The 16,833-nt window shown below is 68.0% G+C and carries 12 protein-coding genes and 2 tRNA genes; 7 read left to right on the top strand and 7 right to left on the bottom strand.

Going from position 1 to position 16,833, the window contains the following annotated elements; translation table 11 throughout:
- Positions 1–44: 44 nt before the first annotated feature.
- From ACIA58_RS17270 to ACIA58_RS17245, 6 genes are all read right to left on the bottom strand, one after another.
- Positions 45–533 carry a DUF1269 domain-containing protein gene (locus ACIA58_RS17270; RefSeq protein WP_396404638.1) on the bottom strand — a complete coding sequence of 163 codons (489 nt, stop codon included), beginning with the start codon at positions 531–533 and terminating at the stop codon, positions 45–47.
- Positions 534–675: 142 nt separating this feature from the next.
- A complete protein-coding gene (locus ACIA58_RS17265; RefSeq protein WP_396404637.1) occupies positions 676–2,559 on the bottom strand; it encodes an ABC transporter ATP-binding protein in 1,884 nt (627 codons plus the stop codon).
- Positions 2,556–4,250, bottom strand: a complete 1,695-nt coding sequence (locus ACIA58_RS17260; RefSeq protein WP_396404636.1) for an ABC transporter ATP-binding protein — start codon at positions 4,248–4,250, stop codon at positions 2,556–2,558. Before ACIA58_RS17260 ends, ACIA58_RS17265 begins: the two co-directional genes overlap by 4 nt.
- A gap of 298 nt (positions 4,251–4,548) precedes the next feature.
- Positions 4,549–5,772 (bottom strand): MFS transporter, encoded by a 1,224-nt coding sequence (locus ACIA58_RS17255; RefSeq protein ID WP_396404635.1) that lies wholly within the window; start codon positions 5,770–5,772, stop codon positions 4,549–4,551.
- A gap of 64 nt (positions 5,773–5,836) precedes the next feature.
- Entirely contained in the window at positions 5,837–7,609 is a 1,773-nt protein-coding gene (locus ACIA58_RS17250) for a hypothetical protein (RefSeq protein ID WP_396404634.1), read from the bottom strand.
- The gene (locus ACIA58_RS17245) at positions 7,602–8,663 is read right to left on the bottom strand and encodes an AAA family ATPase (protein WP_396404633.1); all 1,062 of its coding nucleotides are present in this window, start codon (positions 8,661–8,663) and stop codon (positions 7,602–7,604) included. Before ACIA58_RS17245 ends, ACIA58_RS17250 begins: the two co-directional genes overlap by 8 nt.
- A gap of 163 nt (positions 8,664–8,826) precedes the next feature.
- Here ACIA58_RS17245 and ACIA58_RS17240 point away from each other — a divergent pair, with 163 nt between their 5' ends.
- Both ACIA58_RS17240 and ACIA58_RS17235 read left to right on the top strand, forming a co-directional pair.
- On the top strand, positions 8,827–10,689 hold the full coding sequence (locus ACIA58_RS17240; protein ID WP_396404632.1) for a hypothetical protein: 1,863 nt from the start codon (positions 8,827–8,829) through the stop codon (positions 10,687–10,689).
- Positions 10,690–10,809: 120 nt separating this feature from the next.
- Positions 10,810–11,553: a hypothetical protein gene (locus ACIA58_RS17235; protein WP_396404631.1), complete on the top strand. Its 744-nt coding sequence runs from the start codon at positions 10,810–10,812 to the stop codon at positions 11,551–11,553.
- 431 nt (positions 11,554–11,984) lie between these two features.
- Here the strand turns inward: ACIA58_RS17235 and ACIA58_RS17230 are convergent.
- Positions 11,985–12,055, bottom strand: a tRNA-Gly gene (locus ACIA58_RS17230).
- A gap of 110 nt (positions 12,056–12,165) precedes the next feature.
- Between ACIA58_RS17230 and ACIA58_RS17225 the strand changes: the two genes are divergently transcribed.
- From ACIA58_RS17225 to clpX, 5 genes are all read left to right on the top strand, one after another.
- Positions 12,166–12,238 (top strand) — tRNA-Pro (locus ACIA58_RS17225).
- 78 nt (positions 12,239–12,316) lie between these two features.
- Complete coding sequence (gene tig / locus ACIA58_RS17220; RefSeq protein ID WP_396404630.1) at positions 12,317–13,717, top strand: trigger factor; 1,401 nt, start codon at positions 12,317–12,319, stop codon at positions 13,715–13,717.
- A 362-nt stretch (positions 13,718–14,079) separates the two neighbouring features.
- Positions 14,080–14,703 (top strand): ClpP family protease, encoded by a 624-nt coding sequence (locus tag ACIA58_RS17215; protein WP_134097004.1) that lies wholly within the window; start codon positions 14,080–14,082, stop codon positions 14,701–14,703.
- A 25-nt stretch (positions 14,704–14,728) separates the two neighbouring features.
- Complete coding sequence (locus tag ACIA58_RS17210) at positions 14,729–15,340, top strand: ATP-dependent Clp protease proteolytic subunit (RefSeq protein WP_130438828.1); 612 nt, start codon at positions 14,729–14,731, stop codon at positions 15,338–15,340.
- Between the two features lie 147 nt (positions 15,341–15,487).
- Positions 15,488–16,780, top strand: a complete 1,293-nt coding sequence (gene clpX, locus ACIA58_RS17205; protein WP_396404629.1) for an ATP-dependent Clp protease ATP-binding subunit ClpX — start codon at positions 15,488–15,490, stop codon at positions 16,778–16,780.
- Positions 16,781–16,833: the final 53 nt, after the last annotated feature.

Below are 16,833 nucleotides of genomic sequence, written 5' to 3'. Positions count from 1 at the left end.
TTACTCCTTCGAGAAACAAGATCGGCGGTTGCCGCGGCGGGCTGTCACCGGCCGCCGAAGGTCTCGTACAGCTCCTCGCGCTCGGCCTGCGTGAGGTTGGTGTCGATGAGCTTGTCGTGCATACCGTGGAAGCGCTCGCCGACCCGGTCGAGATCGCCTTGCTCGGTGACCACGAACAGTGCCGAGCTTCCTGGTGTCACCTCGGTGCGGATCTTGTGCAGTTGCTCCTTGGTGATGCCGGCACCCTCGGTCGTCTTGGCGATCGCGCCGATCGCGGCGCCGGCCACGCCGCCGATCACCGGCACGAAGAAGAGGGCGCCGAGGAGAACGCCCCACAAGGCGCCCCACCCGGTTCCGCGCCAGGTCTCTTCGTGTGTCTGCTTGGTGGTCGGATGCGAGGCGCCTTCGGGCCACGAGACGACCGCGTGGTCGTCGATCTTCACCAGCCCGTCCCGCTCGCAGCCCTTGAGCACTGCAGCGGCATGCTCGGCTCCGTCGGGGCTGTCGAACTTCCACACCGTAAAGGCGGTCATGGTGCACTCCTTGCCGTTCTTCACTGCCGGACATCACATGGTGTCTGCTGGAAGGCACGGCAACGTCACCCCGCTGGGGTGAATCCGAGGAGCGCAGCGGGCGCGTGGGTTGATGAACCCACGCGCCCGCGATCACAGACAGTCAGGCCAGGGACTCTTCCCAGGCCTGGTGCAACCCGGCGTAGTGGCCGTCGCGGGTGACGAGGTCATCAGGTGCGCCGTCCTCGATGATCCGCCCGTGCTCGAGCACGAGCACCCGGTCGGCGGTCTCGACGGTGGACAGCCGGTGGGCGATCACGATCGCCGTACGGTCGGCCAGGATCGTCTTCAGAGCCCGCTGGATGAGGCGTTCGCTCGGGATGTCCAGGCTGGACGTCGCCTCGTCCAGGATCAGTACGGACGGGTCGGCCAGGAACGCCCGCGCGAACGCGACCAGCTGCCGCTGACCGGCCGACAACCGGGAACCGCGCTTCTCCACGGCGGTGTCGTAGCCGTGGGGCAATGCCGAGATGAAGTCGTGCGCGCCGATCACCTTCGCGGCGTCGACGACCTCCTGCATCGTCGCGCCGGGCTTGCCGAAGCGGATGTTGTCGGCGACCGAGCCGGTGAACAGGAAGTTCTCCTGGGTCACCATCACGACCCGCTCGCGCAGGTCGTCCTCGGCCAGGTCGCGCAGGTCCACGCCGTCGAGCAGCAGGTGCCCGCCGGTCGGGTCGTAGAACCGGGCGACCAGTTTGGCGATCGTGGTCTTGCCTGCGCCCGTCGTACCGACCAGGGCCAGCGTCTGACCGGCCGGCACGTCCAGCTGCAGACCGGGCAGCACCGGTACGCCGTCGACGTACTCGAACCGCACGTTCCGCAGCTCCAGGTGGCCGCGCGCCTTGCCCGGCTTGGCCGGCTCGATCGGCTCCGGGACGTCCGGGGTCTCGTTCAGCACGCCGGACAGCTTCTCCAGCGCCGCCGACGCGGACAGGAACGTGTTGTAGAACTGCGTGATGTCCTGCAGCGGCTCGAAGAACTGCCGCAGGTACAGCAGGAACGCGGTCAGCACTCCGACCGTCACGTGCCCGTGGTACGCCTGGTAACCGCCGAACGCCAGGATCGCGACGATCGTGATGTTGCCGACGCCCTTGATCGCCGGCATGAAGACCGCGTTCAGCCGGAACGCCTCGAGGTTCGCCTTCCGGTAGCGGTCGTTGACCCCGTGGAAGATCTCCTCGTTGCGCGGCTCCCGGCGGAAGGCCTGGACCGCGCGGATGCCGGTCATCGACTCGACGAAGTGCACGATGACCAGTACGACGGCCTCACGCGTCTGCCGGTACACGACGGCCGACCGCTTCCGGAACCACGCCGTCAGAACCAGCAGCGCCGGGAACGACAGCAGTGCGAGCAGACCGAGCTTCACGTCCAGCGTAAGCAGGATGATCGACGTGCCGACCAGGGTCAGCACCGCGGTAACCAGGCTGTCGAACCCGCTCGCCAGCATCTCGTCGATGACCTGTACGTCGGACGTCAGCCGGGAGATGACCCGCCCAGAGGTGAACCGGTCGTGGAACGCCGGGCTGAGGCGCTGGAAGTGGTCGAACACCCGCTTGCGCAGACCGAGCAGGATCGTCTGACCCAGCCGGCCGGACCGCATCAGGAAGATCTGGCGCGCCCACGCCTGCAGCAACGCCGACGCCAGCACCGCGATGACGATCGTGATCAGCTGCCGCGAGCCCTCGCCTGCGAGGATCGGCGGGATGCCGTTGTCGATGCCCAGGTGGACCAGGTACGGCACCGCGAGCCGGGCGGCGTTCTCGACGATCACGATCACCACCAGCAGCCAGATCAGCTTCTGGTACGGCCGGAGCAGCTCCCCGAGCAGCTTGCGGGAGTCCTCCTTCAGGCGGATGGTCGTCGCCCGGGAGATCTCCCGGTCGGGGTCCTCCTCGAACAGACCGCGCCAACTCTGCTCCTCCTCCGGCCGCCGGTCGTCCTTGGCCGGTTCCGAAGCCTGAGGAGGTGTTTGCTGGGTCGTCGTCATGCGTGCACCTCCTCTTCTTCGGCCGCGAGCAGGTGCCGGTACTCCGGGACCGTCGCGAGCAGTTCATGGTGGGTTCCGACGTGGGTGATCGTGCCGCCCTGCAGCAGCGCGACCTTGTCGGCCAGCATCACCGTCGACGCGCGATGCGCCACCACGATGCCGGTGGTGTCGGAGAGCACGTTCTGCAGCGCCTCCTCGACCAGGGCCTCGGTGTGTACGTCGAGCGCCGACAGGGTGTCGTCCAGCACCAGTACGGCCGGCTTGGCGAGCACTGCGCGGGCCAGCGCGAGCCGCTGCCGCTGACCACCCGACAGCGACATGCCCTGCTCACCGACACGGGTCTCCAGTCCCCACGGCAGCTCGTTGGCGAACTGCGCCTGGGCAACCTCCAGAGCCTGCTGTACGTCGGCGTCGCTGGCGTCCGGGCGGCCGAGCGTCAGGTTCTCCCGGACGCTCATCGAGAACAGCGTCGGGTCGTCGAACGCGGACGCGACCGCGGTCCGCAGTGACACCAGGGACAGGTCCCGGATGTCGTGCCCGTCGATGGTGATCCGTCCGGCGGTCACGTCGTACAGCCGGGGGACCAGTGCGGTCAGAGTGGTCTTGCCGGACCCGGTGGCGCCGACCAGTGCGAGCGTCGTACCTGGGGTCAGGTCGAGGTTGATGTCGTGCAGCACCTCGGTGGAGTCGTCGGAGAACCGGAATCCGACATGCTCGAACCGGAGGTGGCCACGCGAGTTGGTGAGCTCCTCCGGACCGGACTTGATCACCGAGTAGGTGTCGAGGATCTCGCTGATCCGGTCCGCCGCCGTCATCGACTCCTGCGCCATCGCCAGGATCGCGCCGAGCGAGGTGACCGGCCAGACCAGAGACAGCATCAGCGTGATGAACGCGACCAGGGTGCCGAGGGTGATCGCCTCCCGGCCGACCGCCAGCGCGCCCAGCAGCAGGACGATCACGAGCGTCAGGTTCGGGATGACGCCGAGGAAGCTCCAGAACCGCGACGCGAGCCGGACCTTCTCGACCTCGGTGTCGTACAGCGTGGTCGCCTCGTCGTCGAACTGGCCCTGGACGTGCGGCCGCCGGCCGAACGCCTTGATCACCCGGAAGCCGAGCGCCGACTCCTCGATCCGGGTGGCCAGGTCGCCCTGCTGGTCCTGCACCTTGCGGGAGATCCGCAGGTACTTCTTCTCGAACTTCAGCGAGACCATGACGATCGGCACCGCGGCCACCAGGACCACGAGACCGAGCGGCCAGTACAGCTGCAGCAGCAGGATGGTGACGACGATCAGCTGCAGGATGTTCATCACCAGGAACAGCAGGCCGAAGCCCATGAACCGGCGGATGGTCGAGAGGTCGGTGGTGACGCGGGAGAGCAGCTGACCGCTCTGCCAGCGGGTGTGGAACTCCATCGGCAGCGACTGCAGCCGGACGTACAGGTCGTGCCTCAGAGTTGCCTCCAAGTCACTGACCGCCCGGGATTGCGCCCAGCGGCGCATCCACACCAAGATGACTTCGGAGATGCTGAGCCCGAGGGCCAGCAGCGCGAGCGGGACCAGCGCGCTCAGCTCGCGGCGGGTCACCGGACCGTCGATGATGGCTCGGGTGACCAGTGGGACGGTAAGGCTGACTCCGACGCCCAGCATGGCGGTGGAGAACATCACCGCGAGGCGCCAGCGGTGTGGCTTCAAGTAAGGACGCAGTCGCCACAGGTTGCGGCTGCGTTCGGGGGCACGGGTGGTAGGGGCAGCGATCGACGGCGCTTTGACAGCGTGCTCTGACGGCATCTGGACGGGCGCACTTCCCATCTACTTCGGTTCACAAGGGGCTTTGGCGACCTGAAAACGGCGCACTTTCCAGTATCGCTCAGTAGGTAAGCGCTTGTCCTGCCAATTCCATTCCCCGCCGATGAATAACCACCGGACGCAATAACCCGTCTCGGCCGTACGCGGGAGGCCCGTCCGGACCTATCGCGATTCGTAATCAGTGCTAGGCCATCGATCGCCCAGCCGTTTCCTCTTCGGGCAGATCGCGCAGTCCGCGCAGCGGCGAGAAGACGGCGACCAGTGTGCCCGCGAGCATGCCCGCGGTGGCAATCAGGAGGGTTGGGCGGATGTGGAGAGCGGTGGCCAGGACCCCTGAGGCGGCCGCGCCCGCGGCCTGGCCGCCGATGACCAGGGTGCGCCAGGAGGCCGTGACCTGACCGAGGAGGTGGGCGGGGGCCAACGCCTGGCGCAGCGTGCGCTGGGGTACGCCGAACAGCGACATCCCGAGGCCCGCGAGCACCTGGCCGAGGAGGATGAGCGGCGTACGGCCGGTGAAGAGCAGGGCGCCGTTGAGCGAGGCAAGGATGCAGCCGGACAGGTATGAGCGGCCGATGCCGACCCGCCGGCACCACGGACCGGCTACCAGCGTCCCCGCTACCGCAGCGGCACCGAAGGCGGTCAGCGTGAGTCCTACGAACGCGGGCGAGCGGTGCAGCTCACGGATCAGGAACAGGACGATCAGTGGTCCCTGCAGAGATCCGGCCAGGGCCGCAATGCCCGCTGAGAGGACCAGCGGCCTGAGCATCCGGTGACCGAACAGCACTCGCAGACCTGCCGACAGTTGCACCTCGGAGCGGGGTCGCGGCGGCGGGCGGTCCGGCTCGCGGATCAGGTACGCCGCGACCGCGGACACGATGTACGACGCGGCGTCGAGGACGATCGCGAACGGGGCTGTGAGGACCTGCACCAGGAGACCGGCTACAGACGGTCCGACCGTCGAGGCAAGGTTCAGGTTCAGCAGGGCAGCACTGTTCGCGCGGATCAGGTCTTTACGTGGAACCAGTAGCGGGATCATCGTCTGGGACGCGGTGTCGGACAGCAGCGTGAGCACTCCGGTCAGTACGGCGACGACGTACAACTGCTCGATCCGCAGCGACTGCAGGGCCGCCGCAACCGGCACCGAGCCGAGCAGTAGGAGGCGTCCGATGTCGGTCCAGATCAGCACGCGCCGTCGCGACCACCTGTCCACCCAGACACCCGCCAGCAGTCCGAACAGCAGGTGGGGCGCGATCGACACCGCGGACAGCGCACCCATCTGCACGGCCGATGCCTGCAGGGTCACCACTGCCACTAGCGGAAGCGCGACAGTGGTGACCGCACTGCCGGATGCAGACACCAGCTGTCCGATCCACAGCTTCCTGAACTCGCCGTTAACGACCCATGCCATACCTGTGAACCTGTCACTCAGGAGAGTCACGCGACTACGGCTGTTCGCCGCCAGCAGAGCTTGTTCACTCCACGCGAAACACAGGACCCCTTGCGATGAAGGGGAGTGAGGCGCGGCGGGGGATCAGCCAGGCATGCTCGCGCCGTACCCGGACGACATCGCACTGGCCGTCGGTGATGAGCAGGATCGGTCCCTGCGCGGGGAAGTCGTCGGCGCGCTCGAGCAGGTCGACACCGGGCTGCAGCACCGTCCCACCGCGGCCGCGGACCTGCACCCGGCCGGCGATGTCGTCCACTGGCACGTAGCCGGCGTCGTAGGCCGCCGCGTCGCAGTACACGACCCGTGCGGCCGGTACGTCGCGAGCGCGTGAGTACGACGCGATCGCGCCAAGTGCCTTGCCGAGCAGCTCGCGGTCCATGGAGCCCGAGGTGTCGAGCACCACGCCGTACGTCGGGAGGCGGTCGAGCTCGACCGGGCGGATCCAGCCCGGACGCGGGATGTCCGGCGTACCGGACTGGCGCCGGGACGCGCGGGCGTAAGTGCGGGTCTTCTCGACAGCCGGTACGTGCTCCTCGAACCATCGGGCCAGTTGCGCGTCCCAGGCGAGGGGAGGGTGGTCCAGCGCGCGGATCTCCTCGACCAGTCCGGCGGGCAGCGTGCCGCGGGCCGGGTCGTGGTACGCCAGTCCGGTGCTCAGGGCCCGTCGGTAGATGTCGTCCAGACCGGCGGCGCGTGCGGCCTCTCCAGAGTGCGGGAGCGGATGGCCGAGCACGTCACCCAGTCCGACGCCACGCAGGGTCGCGAGCTTGCGGTAGCGACGCAGGTCGGTGGTGATGCGGTCGTAGACCTCTTCAGCGGACATGCCTTTCAGGACCGGGTCGTGCAGCCCTCCGTCCGGCATGCTGCCCACGCCCATCTCCAGGAGCCAGCCGTTGATCACCAGGTCGGCGGCCACGTTCCACAGGTACGGGTCGCGGCCGCCGACGCGTTCGCCGTGGCGCAGGGCGGCGTGGAGCATCTCATGGGCCATCACGAACCGCCACTCGCTCAGCGTCATGCTGATGAGCGGATTGACGTAGATCTCGCCGGCTGCCGCGTTCACCGCCGCCACGTGGATGTCCCAGCCTCGGGCGAGCTCCGCCTCGGCGACGATCGTCATGCTCGACGCGATCGCACCGAGCAGTGGGTACGACGAGACGAACCAGCCGAGCGCCAGGTCCCATTTGTCCCGCCCACCGCGATCCGCGGTCAGCGACGAGCGTGCACCGCCCGCGACCTCGACAGCCGCTGCCGCTGCGGCCGACAGCCCGGCGGCGAACAGCTCGCTCCACTCCGGCGGCTTGCCCCAGCCGTTCCAGCGGACCGGGTCGACGTCGGACGTCCGACCGGCTACGCCGAGACCGTCATAGTCCGCCGGCACACCTTCGCGCCGCCAGAGGCGTGCCAGCGCGTCCTCCTCCATCGCGGGGAAGGTCGGCGGCAGCTCGACGACCGGCGTACCGAGCTTGAGGGACTGCAGGAAGCGGTTGACCGCGACGTCGTACGCGGCGCACGCGGCCTGGTCAGGGCCGGGACGGTCCAGGTGGCCGAGGCCGAGGTGGATCAGCAGGTGCGCGAAGACCCAGGCCCACTCGTCCGGGGTGGCCCGGCGGGTGCGGTGCGTACGGATCTGGCCGTTCGAGTCGATGGTCGCCCAGCCGTCGGCCGGACAGGCGTCGTCCCGAACCGGGCTGCGCGCCCAGTCGGCCATCGGCGCGAACAGCGGGTGCTGCACGATCGTCGTCCAGCCGGCCTGGATCGCCTCCAAGGCCGGGTCCCGCTGCTTGCGTTTAGGCACGCGCGGCGACCAGACGCGGCAGGTCGCGGCTGACCTCGACCAGGAACCACGTCGGCAGCACCGGACGGCCGTCGTCGTCGGATGCGATCACCAGTTGCGCGATCTCGAGCGAGATCTCCGCCAGCTCCACCAGCAGGGCCTTGCCGCGGTGCGCGAGCTGACGGGCCGCAGGGTTGGCCGAGGTCTTGTCGGCGGCCAGCTCCTTGATCAGACGGGCGCGGAACGTCTCGGCCAGGAAGTACAGCAGGTCACGGTCCTCCGGAGCTGCCGGCCAGCCGGTCTCGCCCTTGAGTACGGCGTCCAGTCCGAAGGCGTGGCGGACCGTCTTCACGTACGCGCGGAACGTGGAGGCGTGCGCGGCAGACAAGGTGCCGAAGGCAAGCACCCGGAGCGTCTCGTCGGACACGTCGTCGCCGTACGAGTGCAGGGCGTCGGACAGCATGTGCCAGCTGCGTGGCGTGGAGAAGGGCTCCTCCGTCTTCGGCGGGGCGGTCCACAGGTGGTCGGGGCGGTTGCGCAGGTACTCCAGGACCCAAGGGTGGATGCCCGCCGTGCCCGCCCACTGCAGCCAGTCGCTCGCGGACGCACGCAGGTGGACGTGGACGAGCCGGTTGACCAGCGCGCTGGCCATCGGACGGGCCAGGGCGTTGTCGGTGGCCCGGTTGCCGGCGCCGATGACCACGGAGCCCTCAGGCAGCTCGTACTCACCGATCCGGCGGTCCAGGATGAGCGAGTAGAACGCCTTCTGGACCTCTGCGGACGATGCGTTCAGCTCGTCGAGGAACAGGCAGTACGGCTCGTCCCGGGCGATCGCCACCGGCGGTGCGAACCGGCTGCGGCCGTCGACGATCTGCGGTACGCCGATGAGGTCCTCCGGCGCGAGCTGCGTGCCCAGGAGCGTCACGCACTCCAGACCGAGCGATTCGGCGAATTCACGGACCAGGCTGCTCTTCCCGATCCCCGGTGCGCCCCAGAGGAAGACCGGACGGACCACTGCGACGTGCAGCAGTACTTCGGGCAGTTCTGCCGCCGATACCGTGATTCCTGCCTGCATTCGTTCCTTTCGGCTTTTCGTGCCTGTTCCGTGTTTTGGTCAGCCCTTCAGCATCCTCTAGGCGTCACGGTGTGTCACTCTGTTTTCCACGGCGCTTCCGTTACCGGTGGTTACTGGCTAGGGTGCGGCCCGTTGTCTTCGGAGTACTGGGGGGTCTCTCGTGGTGAGTTTTCGGGTCAAGGCGGCAGCTGTGTGTGCTGTCGTCCTGCTGCCTTTGACGGCATCGCAGGTGATGGCTGCTGATCCGCCGCAGCACCTGGGGGAGGGGGCGCTGGTCCCGGGGCGGTCTGCCGTCGACGTAGGCATGTCCGGTGCCCGTGTGGTCGTGTCGAACCCCGTCTACGAGACCAGCAACAACGGGACCACGTGGACCGCGTCCGGCGGTTCGAACGACGGCAAGCCGCTGCAGGTCGAGGGGACCGCGCTGCTGACGTTCGACGGCAGTACTGCGAAGGTCGGCGGGCTCACGTTCCCCGCTACGGACGAGGTGGTGCTCGGGAAGGGCGGCAAGCTCGTCTCGCACCGTGCGCCGAGCGGACCGACCGCAGAGGTGTACGACGTCGCTACGAAGACCAAGTTGGCCGACTTCGCCCCGCCGTTCGCCATGTCCGGCAACACGGTCTGGAAGGTGACGTCGCCAGGGCATCTGGACGGCAAGGACCTGACCACCGGTGACGTGAAGACCGTGCTGGTCGCCAGTGCCTGCACCGTCGGGCCGGATGACGTGAACGGGCGCTGGGCGGTTCTGAGCGGCTGCAACCAGGTTGTCGACGTCAATGGCCCGCAGCCGCCGCGCAACCTGTCCGTGGCAGCGGACTCCCAGTTGGGCAACGGTTTCGCCGTACAGGCGTCCGGGACTGACCTGCTCGTCACTGACCTCAACGATCCGGCTCTGGGGCAGCGTCGCTACGGACCGATCCGCACCTCCGGCCCCAGCTTCCGCGCGGACGGCTCCGGTCTGGCGAAGATCGTGTACGCCGACGCGGACAGCAAACCCCGCGTGATCACGCTGAGCTGGCTGACCGCTGACCCGCAGGAGCACCCCGACACCGTGGCGCCGGTGTTGAAGAGTGCCTCCGCCGGTGACCGCGTCCGCGACAACACCAGCCTGTCCTTCGAGTGGGCGTACGACGACCCGCAGGACCCGAACTCGCCCGCGACCGGCGTCAACAGCTACGACCTTCGCATCCAGCAGCGGCCCAGCCGCACGGCGCCGTACGGCGCCTGGAACCAGGTGCCGGCTTGGCAGGGCCTGAAGACGAACGGTGCGAGTCTGACCGCTCCGGTCGGCACGGATACGTGCTGGCAGGTCCGAGCGCGTGACTACGCGGGCAATCTGAGCGCGTGGAGTGCGTCGTACTGCAGTGAGGTCGACGGCACGGCGCCGTCGCTCGTCACGTGGCGCATCGGCGACCGCGTGCAGCTGAGCGGGTCGGCGACTGTTCGCTGGGCGTACAAGGACGACACCGACATCGCGTCGTACGACGTCGTCTACAAGACCGCCGCACCCGGTGTTGCGCTCGGCAAGTGGATCTACCCGGCTGTCTGGCAGAACACGCGCATCACCTCGATCACGTGGGCGCCACGACTGGGCTGGGACGAGTGCTTCATGGTCCGCGCCCGTGACTACCTGGGGAACCTGTCCGCGTGGTCCGCGCCGATCTGCTCGGTAGCACCCGACGACGACCGCGCTCTGACCTCCGCCGGCACCGTCACTCGCTCCACGAGCACGCTGGCCTTCCAGGGCACCACATCCATCTTGAAGGCCAACGGGGCCTACCTGACCAAGGCAACAGAGGCCGGCCAACGTATAGCCCTCGTAGCCATCCATGGCCCCGGCCAAGGCCGCGTGGACATCTACCACGCCAACATCAAGATCGGCACGGTCTCCCTGGCCGCAACCACCACCAGCCGAGTGGTCACCTACCTCCCCACCACGGTCTTCCGAACCGGCGCCCTGAAGATCATCTCGACCAGCACCGCACCGGCATCGATAGACGCAATCGCCTTCCTCCGCGCTCCATGATCCAGCGGTGGGCCATTGTTGGCGGTGCGGCGTGGGTGCATGCTCGGGACTGGCTCTACTTCGCGCTGCGGGCCGGATCCTGGTAGTCGCATCCCGCCCGCCGCGACCGTGGGAGGCGGCATGGACGAGTCGCGAGCAATACGGATGGCGGCGTGGGCGGGCGTGGCCGCGGTTGTGCTGCTGGTCGGCGGGGTGGCGCTGGGCTACCTGGTCGGCGTCGACGACCCGACCATGTCGGACGCAGACATCCTCGCGAGGCTCAACAACGACGCGCGGCAGGCAGCCGCCGGCATCGCGCCGCCCATGGTCGCTGCAGGGGTCGCGGCGTTGCTCTGGTTCGCCACCGGTCTGCGGCGAGTGCTTGACCGGCTGTCCGGCGGCGACCCGCTCGCCCACGCCATCGTGCCGGCCGCCGCGCTGTTCGGCGGGCTGACGATCACGGGTGTCTCACTCGACCTGGGCAGCGCGTTCGCGGCCTGGTCGACCGAATTCACCGCCGACCCGAACACCGTCCGCGCCCTAGGCATGGCCGGCCAGGTCCTGGCACTCACCGGCCTGATCGGCTGCGGGATCCTAGTAGCCGTAACAACCCGAATCACCCGCCAGGCAGCTGCCTTACCAACCTGGGCAACCTGGACCTCCTACGCAGTAGCCGTCCTATGCCTGTCCGGCTTCTGGAGCGGAGGCATAGCCTCCGCCACCTTCGCCCTCTGGCTATTAGGAGCCGCCACCGCCCTCCTCCGCACACCCCATCCAGCCCCACCCGTCCCACCACCCGCCCCAGCCCCAACCGCCCCAGCGCAAGGCGCACCGCCCTCGGACACACCCGCGCCAGGAGCCGAGCGAAGCGAAGGCAGAGGCTGACCCGCAAACCCGCGCCAGCAGCCGAGCGAAGCGAAGGCAAGCGCCGATCCGCGGACCCCGTGCCAGCAGCCGAGCGAAGCGAAGGCAGAGGCTGACCGCAGACCCGCGCCAGCAGCCGAGCGAAGCGAAGGCAAGCGCCGATCCGCGAACCCCGCGCCAGCAGCCGAGCGAAGCGAAGGCAGAGCTGACCGCAAACCCGCGCCAGCAGCCGAGCGAAGAAGGCAGGCGCCGATCCGCGGACCCCGCGCCAGGAGCCGAGCGAAGCGAAGGCAAAGGCTGACCGCAGACCCGCGCCAGGAGCCGAGCGAAGCGAAGGCGCAGGGGGTGCGGGTGGCGAAGCCCCCGCCCGCGCCGAGCGAAGCGACGGCGCACAAAGGAAGAGGGCGAAGCGTGCCTGCGCAATCCGCAGGCACACCTCGCCCCTTCGCCCGAGCGGGTGACGAGAATCGAACTCGCGTAGTCAGTTTGGAAGACTGGGGCTCTACCATTGAGCTACACCCGCGTGGTGCTGCGGAACATGATTCCACAGACCGGGGGGTGGACTCAAAATGGGTTTCGGAGCCCCGGTGGCGCGAGCAGTGGTTCGGGGCGGCTAGACTTCTCCGGTCACTGCGGGGCGTAGCGTAGTGGCTAGCGCGCCTGCTTTGGGAGCAGGAGACCGCAGGTTCGAGTCCTGTCGCCCCGACAAACCCCCTGCAGCACTGCTGCGGTCCGGGCTGTCGCCCGTGCTGGCAATGTCATCGAATCAAGGAGAACCGCCACCGTGAAGAGCACCGTCGAGTCCTTGAGCCCGACGAAGGTCAAGCTCATTGTCGAGGTGCCGTTCGAGGAGCTCAAGCCGAGCCTCGACGCGGCGTACAAGAGCATCGCCCAGCAGATCCAGGTGCCGGGCTTCCGCAAGGGCAAGATCCCGCCGCAGGTCATCGACCAGCGCGTCGGCCGCGGTCCTGTGCTCGAGGAGGCGATCAACGACGCGCTCCCGAAGCTGTACTCGCAGGCGGTGAGTGACAACCAGGTGAAGGCGATCGGCCGGCCCGAGGTCGACGTGACCGAGTTCAACGACAAGGAGAGCCTGCAGTTCTCCGCCGAGGTCGAGGTCCGCCCGGAGATCACCCTGCCGGACCTGGACGGCCTCGAGGCCGAGGTCGAGGACCTCGCGATCTCCGACGACGAGGTCGACGAGCAGATCGAGGGCCTGCGGCAGCGGTTCGGTTCGCTGAACCCGGTCGAGCGCGCGGTGCAGGACAAGGACTTCATCACCCTGGACCTGTCGGCCAGCAAGGACGGCGAGAAGGTCGAGGAGGCGCAGGCGACCGGCCTGTCGTACCAGGTGGGCAGCGGTCAGCTGCTGGACGGCCTGGACGAGGCTGTCATCGGCCTGAGCGCGGGCGAGAAGAAGACGTTCGTCACCCAGCTGGTCGGCGGCGCCCTGAAGGGCGACGACGTCGATGTCGAGGTGACGGTGACCGCGGTCAAGGAGCAGGAGCTGCCGGAGCTCGACGACGAGTTCGCGCAGACCGCTTCGGAGTTCGACACCGCGGAGGAGCTGACCGCCGACGTCCGGACCCGGCTGGAGCGCGGCAAGCGGCTCGAGCAGGCCGGCGAGGCGCGGGACGCCGTACTGGAGAAGATCCTGACGCTGGTCGACGTGCCGGTGCCGGAGGGTCTGCTGACCGACGAGCTCGCCGCCCGCAAGGAGAACCTGGAGCAGCAGCTCGGGTACTCCGGGATGACGATGGAGCAGTTCCTCGAGGGTGAGGAGCAGTCCCAGGAAGAGTTCGACGAGGACCTGAAGAAGCGGTCCGAGGACGCGATCAAGGCGCAGTTCGTGCTGGATCTGGTGGCCGAGCAGCAGGAGCTGAGCGTCAACGACCAGGAGCTGACCGAGCACATCGTGCGGCACGCGCAGCGTTCCGGCGTCAGCCCGGACCAGTTCGCCCAGCACGCCGTGGAGAACAACCTGGTCCCGAGCCTGGTGTCCGAGGTCGTCCGCGGCAAGGCGCTGGCGTACCTGGTCGAGAACGCGAAGGTCACCGACGGGTCCGGCAACACGGTCGAGCTGAAGACCCTGCAGCCTGACGGCACGTACGCCGACCCGGAGGCGGAGGGCGCCGACGAGGCGGCCGACGCCGAGGCCCCGGTCGCGGAGCCCGCGAAGGCCTGACGAGCCCGTAACGGCCCGGAGCCCCGCAAGGGTTCCGGGCCGTTCGCATTTCGCGAACCGGCTGCGAGGAAACCGGCGGCTGGACCGCCTAACGTGGCTGGTGAAACGATTTCCAAGCGAGAGGGACGGGTGTGGCCGCGCTGCTGCAGGAGCCGGAGGTACGGCGGGATCCCGACCAGCCGGAGCTCCGCGAAGTACCTGACGAGGCAGCGGTCGAGGAGCGGGGATCCGTTGTGCTGTGCGGGTGGTGAACGCGGGGCGAATTCGCTCACAGCAGACAGAGCGGGCACGAGGATGCGCCGTGAGCGAACACCTACGGCCCAGCCTTAGGTCTGCCGCCGCCGACCAGTAATGTCGGGTTCGTGAACGAGACATTTGCAGCCAGCCCCACCGCCGCGGGCGGCAACGGATCCGGCGGACAAGACGACGACATCTACCGGGAGTTGCGGAAGAACCGGATCATCTTCCTGGGGTCCGAGGTTCGCGACGACAACTCGAACGCGATCATCGCGCAGATGCTGCTGCTGAACGCTCAGGATCCCAGCGCGGACATCTGGCTGTACATCAACTCGCCCGGTGGCTCGGTGGACTCCGGCATGGCGATCTACGACACCATGCAGTGGATCTCCAACGACGTCGCCACCGTCGGGATGGGTCTGGCGGCCTCGATGGGCCAGTTCCTGCTCTGCGCCGGCGCGAAGGGCAAGCGCTACTCGCTGCCGCACGCGCGGATCATGATGCACCAGCCGTCCGGCGGTATGGGTGGTACGGCCTCGGACATCAAGATCCAGGCCGAGCAGTCGCTGCACCTGAAGGCGCTGCTGTTCAAGCTGATCGCCGAGCACACCGGCCAGCCGCTCGAGCAGGTCGAGAACGACGCGGACCGCGACCGCTGGTTCACCGCCGAGGCGGCCAAGGAGTACGGCTTCATCGACCACGTCGTGACCAGCGCCGCCCAGCTGAGCCAGGGCAGCCCGAACTCCTGATCTCCCACTCCAGTTAGGACGCACCATGAACTACTTCATCCCGCAGTGGGAGGAGCGCACGTCCTACGGCATGCGCCGGATCGACCCCTACACGAAGCTGTTCGAGGACCGCATCATCTTCCTCGGCACGCCGATCACCGACGAGATCGCGAACGCGGTGATGGCGCAGCTGCTGTGCCTGCAGTCGATGGACTCCGACCGCGACATCAGCATCTACATCAACTCCCCGGGCGGCTCGTTCACGGCGCTGACCGCGATCTACGACACCGTCCGCTACATCAAGCCGGACGTCCAGACGGTCTGCCTGGGCCAGGCGGCCTCCGCGGCGGCGGTGCTGCTCGCGGCCGGTACGCCGGGCAAGCGGCTCGCGCTGCCGAACAGCCGGATCATCATCCACCAGCCGGCCACCGAGGGCACCTACGGGCAGTCCTCCGACATCGAGATCCAGGCGAACGAGATTCTCCGCCTGCGGGCGCTGCTGGAGACGATGCTGGCCGATTCCAGCGGCAAGTCCCGCGAGGAAGTTTCGCGCGACATCGAGCGGGACAAGTTCCTGACCGCCGAGCAGGCCATCGAGTACGGCCTGATCGACGACGTCCTGCAGACCCTCAAGACGCCGGTCCCGGCCGGCGTCTGAGACGGCAGCAGCTGGTCTGACCAGCTGTCAAGAGCCAGACGCGTTCGCCACCGGCGTAGTCACAACCCGGTGGCGAGCGCGGTTTTTCAGCCGTGGACGGGGTACCGTCGAAATCGGTCCGACTGCGCATAGAAGGGATCTGTCCCGGTGGCACGCATTGGTGACGGCGGCGACCTGCTCAAGTGCTCTTTCTGCGGCAAGAGTCAGAAGCAGGTCAAGAAGCTCATCGCCGGTCCCGGCGTCTACATCTGCGACGAATGCATCGATCTCTGCAACGAGATCATCGAGGAGGAGCTGAACGAGGGCTCCGAGGTCGGTCTCACCGAGCTGCCGAAGCCGCGGGAGATCTACGACTTCCTCAACGCGTACGTCGTCGGACAGGACGTGGCGAAGAAGGCGCTCGCCGTAGCGGTGTACAACCACTACAAACGGGTCCGCGACGGTCAGGGCGCCTCGAGCGCCGGCCGGCACGCGAAGGACGAGGCCGTCGAGCTGGCCAAGTCGAACATCCTGCTGATCGGTCCGACCGGTTGCGGCAAGACCTACCTCGCCCAGACGCTGGCCCGGATGCTGAACGTCCCGTTCGCGATCGCGGACGCGACGGCGCTGACCGAGGCCGGGTACGTCGGTGAGGACGTCGAGAACATCCTGCTGAAGCTGATCCAGGCGGCCGACTACGACGTCAAGAAGGCCGAGACCGGGATCATCTACATCGACGAGGTCGACAAGATCGCCCGCAAGAGCGAGAACCCGTCGATCACCCGCGACGTCTCCGGCGAGGGCGTCCAGCAGGCGCTGCTGAAGATCCTGGAAGGCACCACCGCGAGTGTCCCGCCGCAGGGCGGCCGCAAGCACCCGCACCAGGAGTTCATCCAGATCGACACGACCAACGTGCTGTTCATCGTCGGCGGCGCGTTCGCCGGCCTGGACCACATGGTCGAGCAGCGCGTCGGCAAGAAGACCCTCGGCTTCAACGCCTCCCGCGAGCCGGAGAAGCCGAAGGAGCTCGGCGGGTACGCCGACGTCATGCCGGAGGATCTGCTCAAGTTCGGTCTGATCCCGGAGTTCATCGGCCGGCTCCCGGTCATCACGACGGTGTCGCCGCTGGACCGCGAGGCGCTGATCAAGATCCTCTCCGAGCCGAAGAACGCGCTGGTCAAGCAGTACCGGCGGCTGTTCGAGATCGACAACGTCGAGCTGGAGTTCAGCGACGACGCGGTCGAGGCGATCGCGGACCAGGCGCTGCTGCGCGGCACCGGCGCCCGTGGTCTGCGGGCGATCATGGAGGAAGTCCTCCTCAACGTGATGTACGAGGTGCCCAGCCGCGAGGACGTCGCCAAGGTCGTCGTCACCGGCGAGGTCGTCCTGGAGAACGTGAACCCGACGCTGATCCCGCGCGACCAGATCGAGCGCAAGCAGCGCCGCGAGAAGAGCGCGTAACAAGCACTGCGAACGGAGGCCGGGGTCCGCTGTACGGCGGACTTCCGGCCTCC

It is taken from the genome of Kribbella sp. NPDC051586 (genome assembly GCF_044453965.1).
In the GTDB taxonomy this organism is placed as follows: domain Bacteria; phylum Actinomycetota; class Actinomycetes; order Propionibacteriales; family Kribbellaceae; genus Kribbella.
This window is presented reverse-complemented; position numbering and strand designations above follow the sequence as displayed.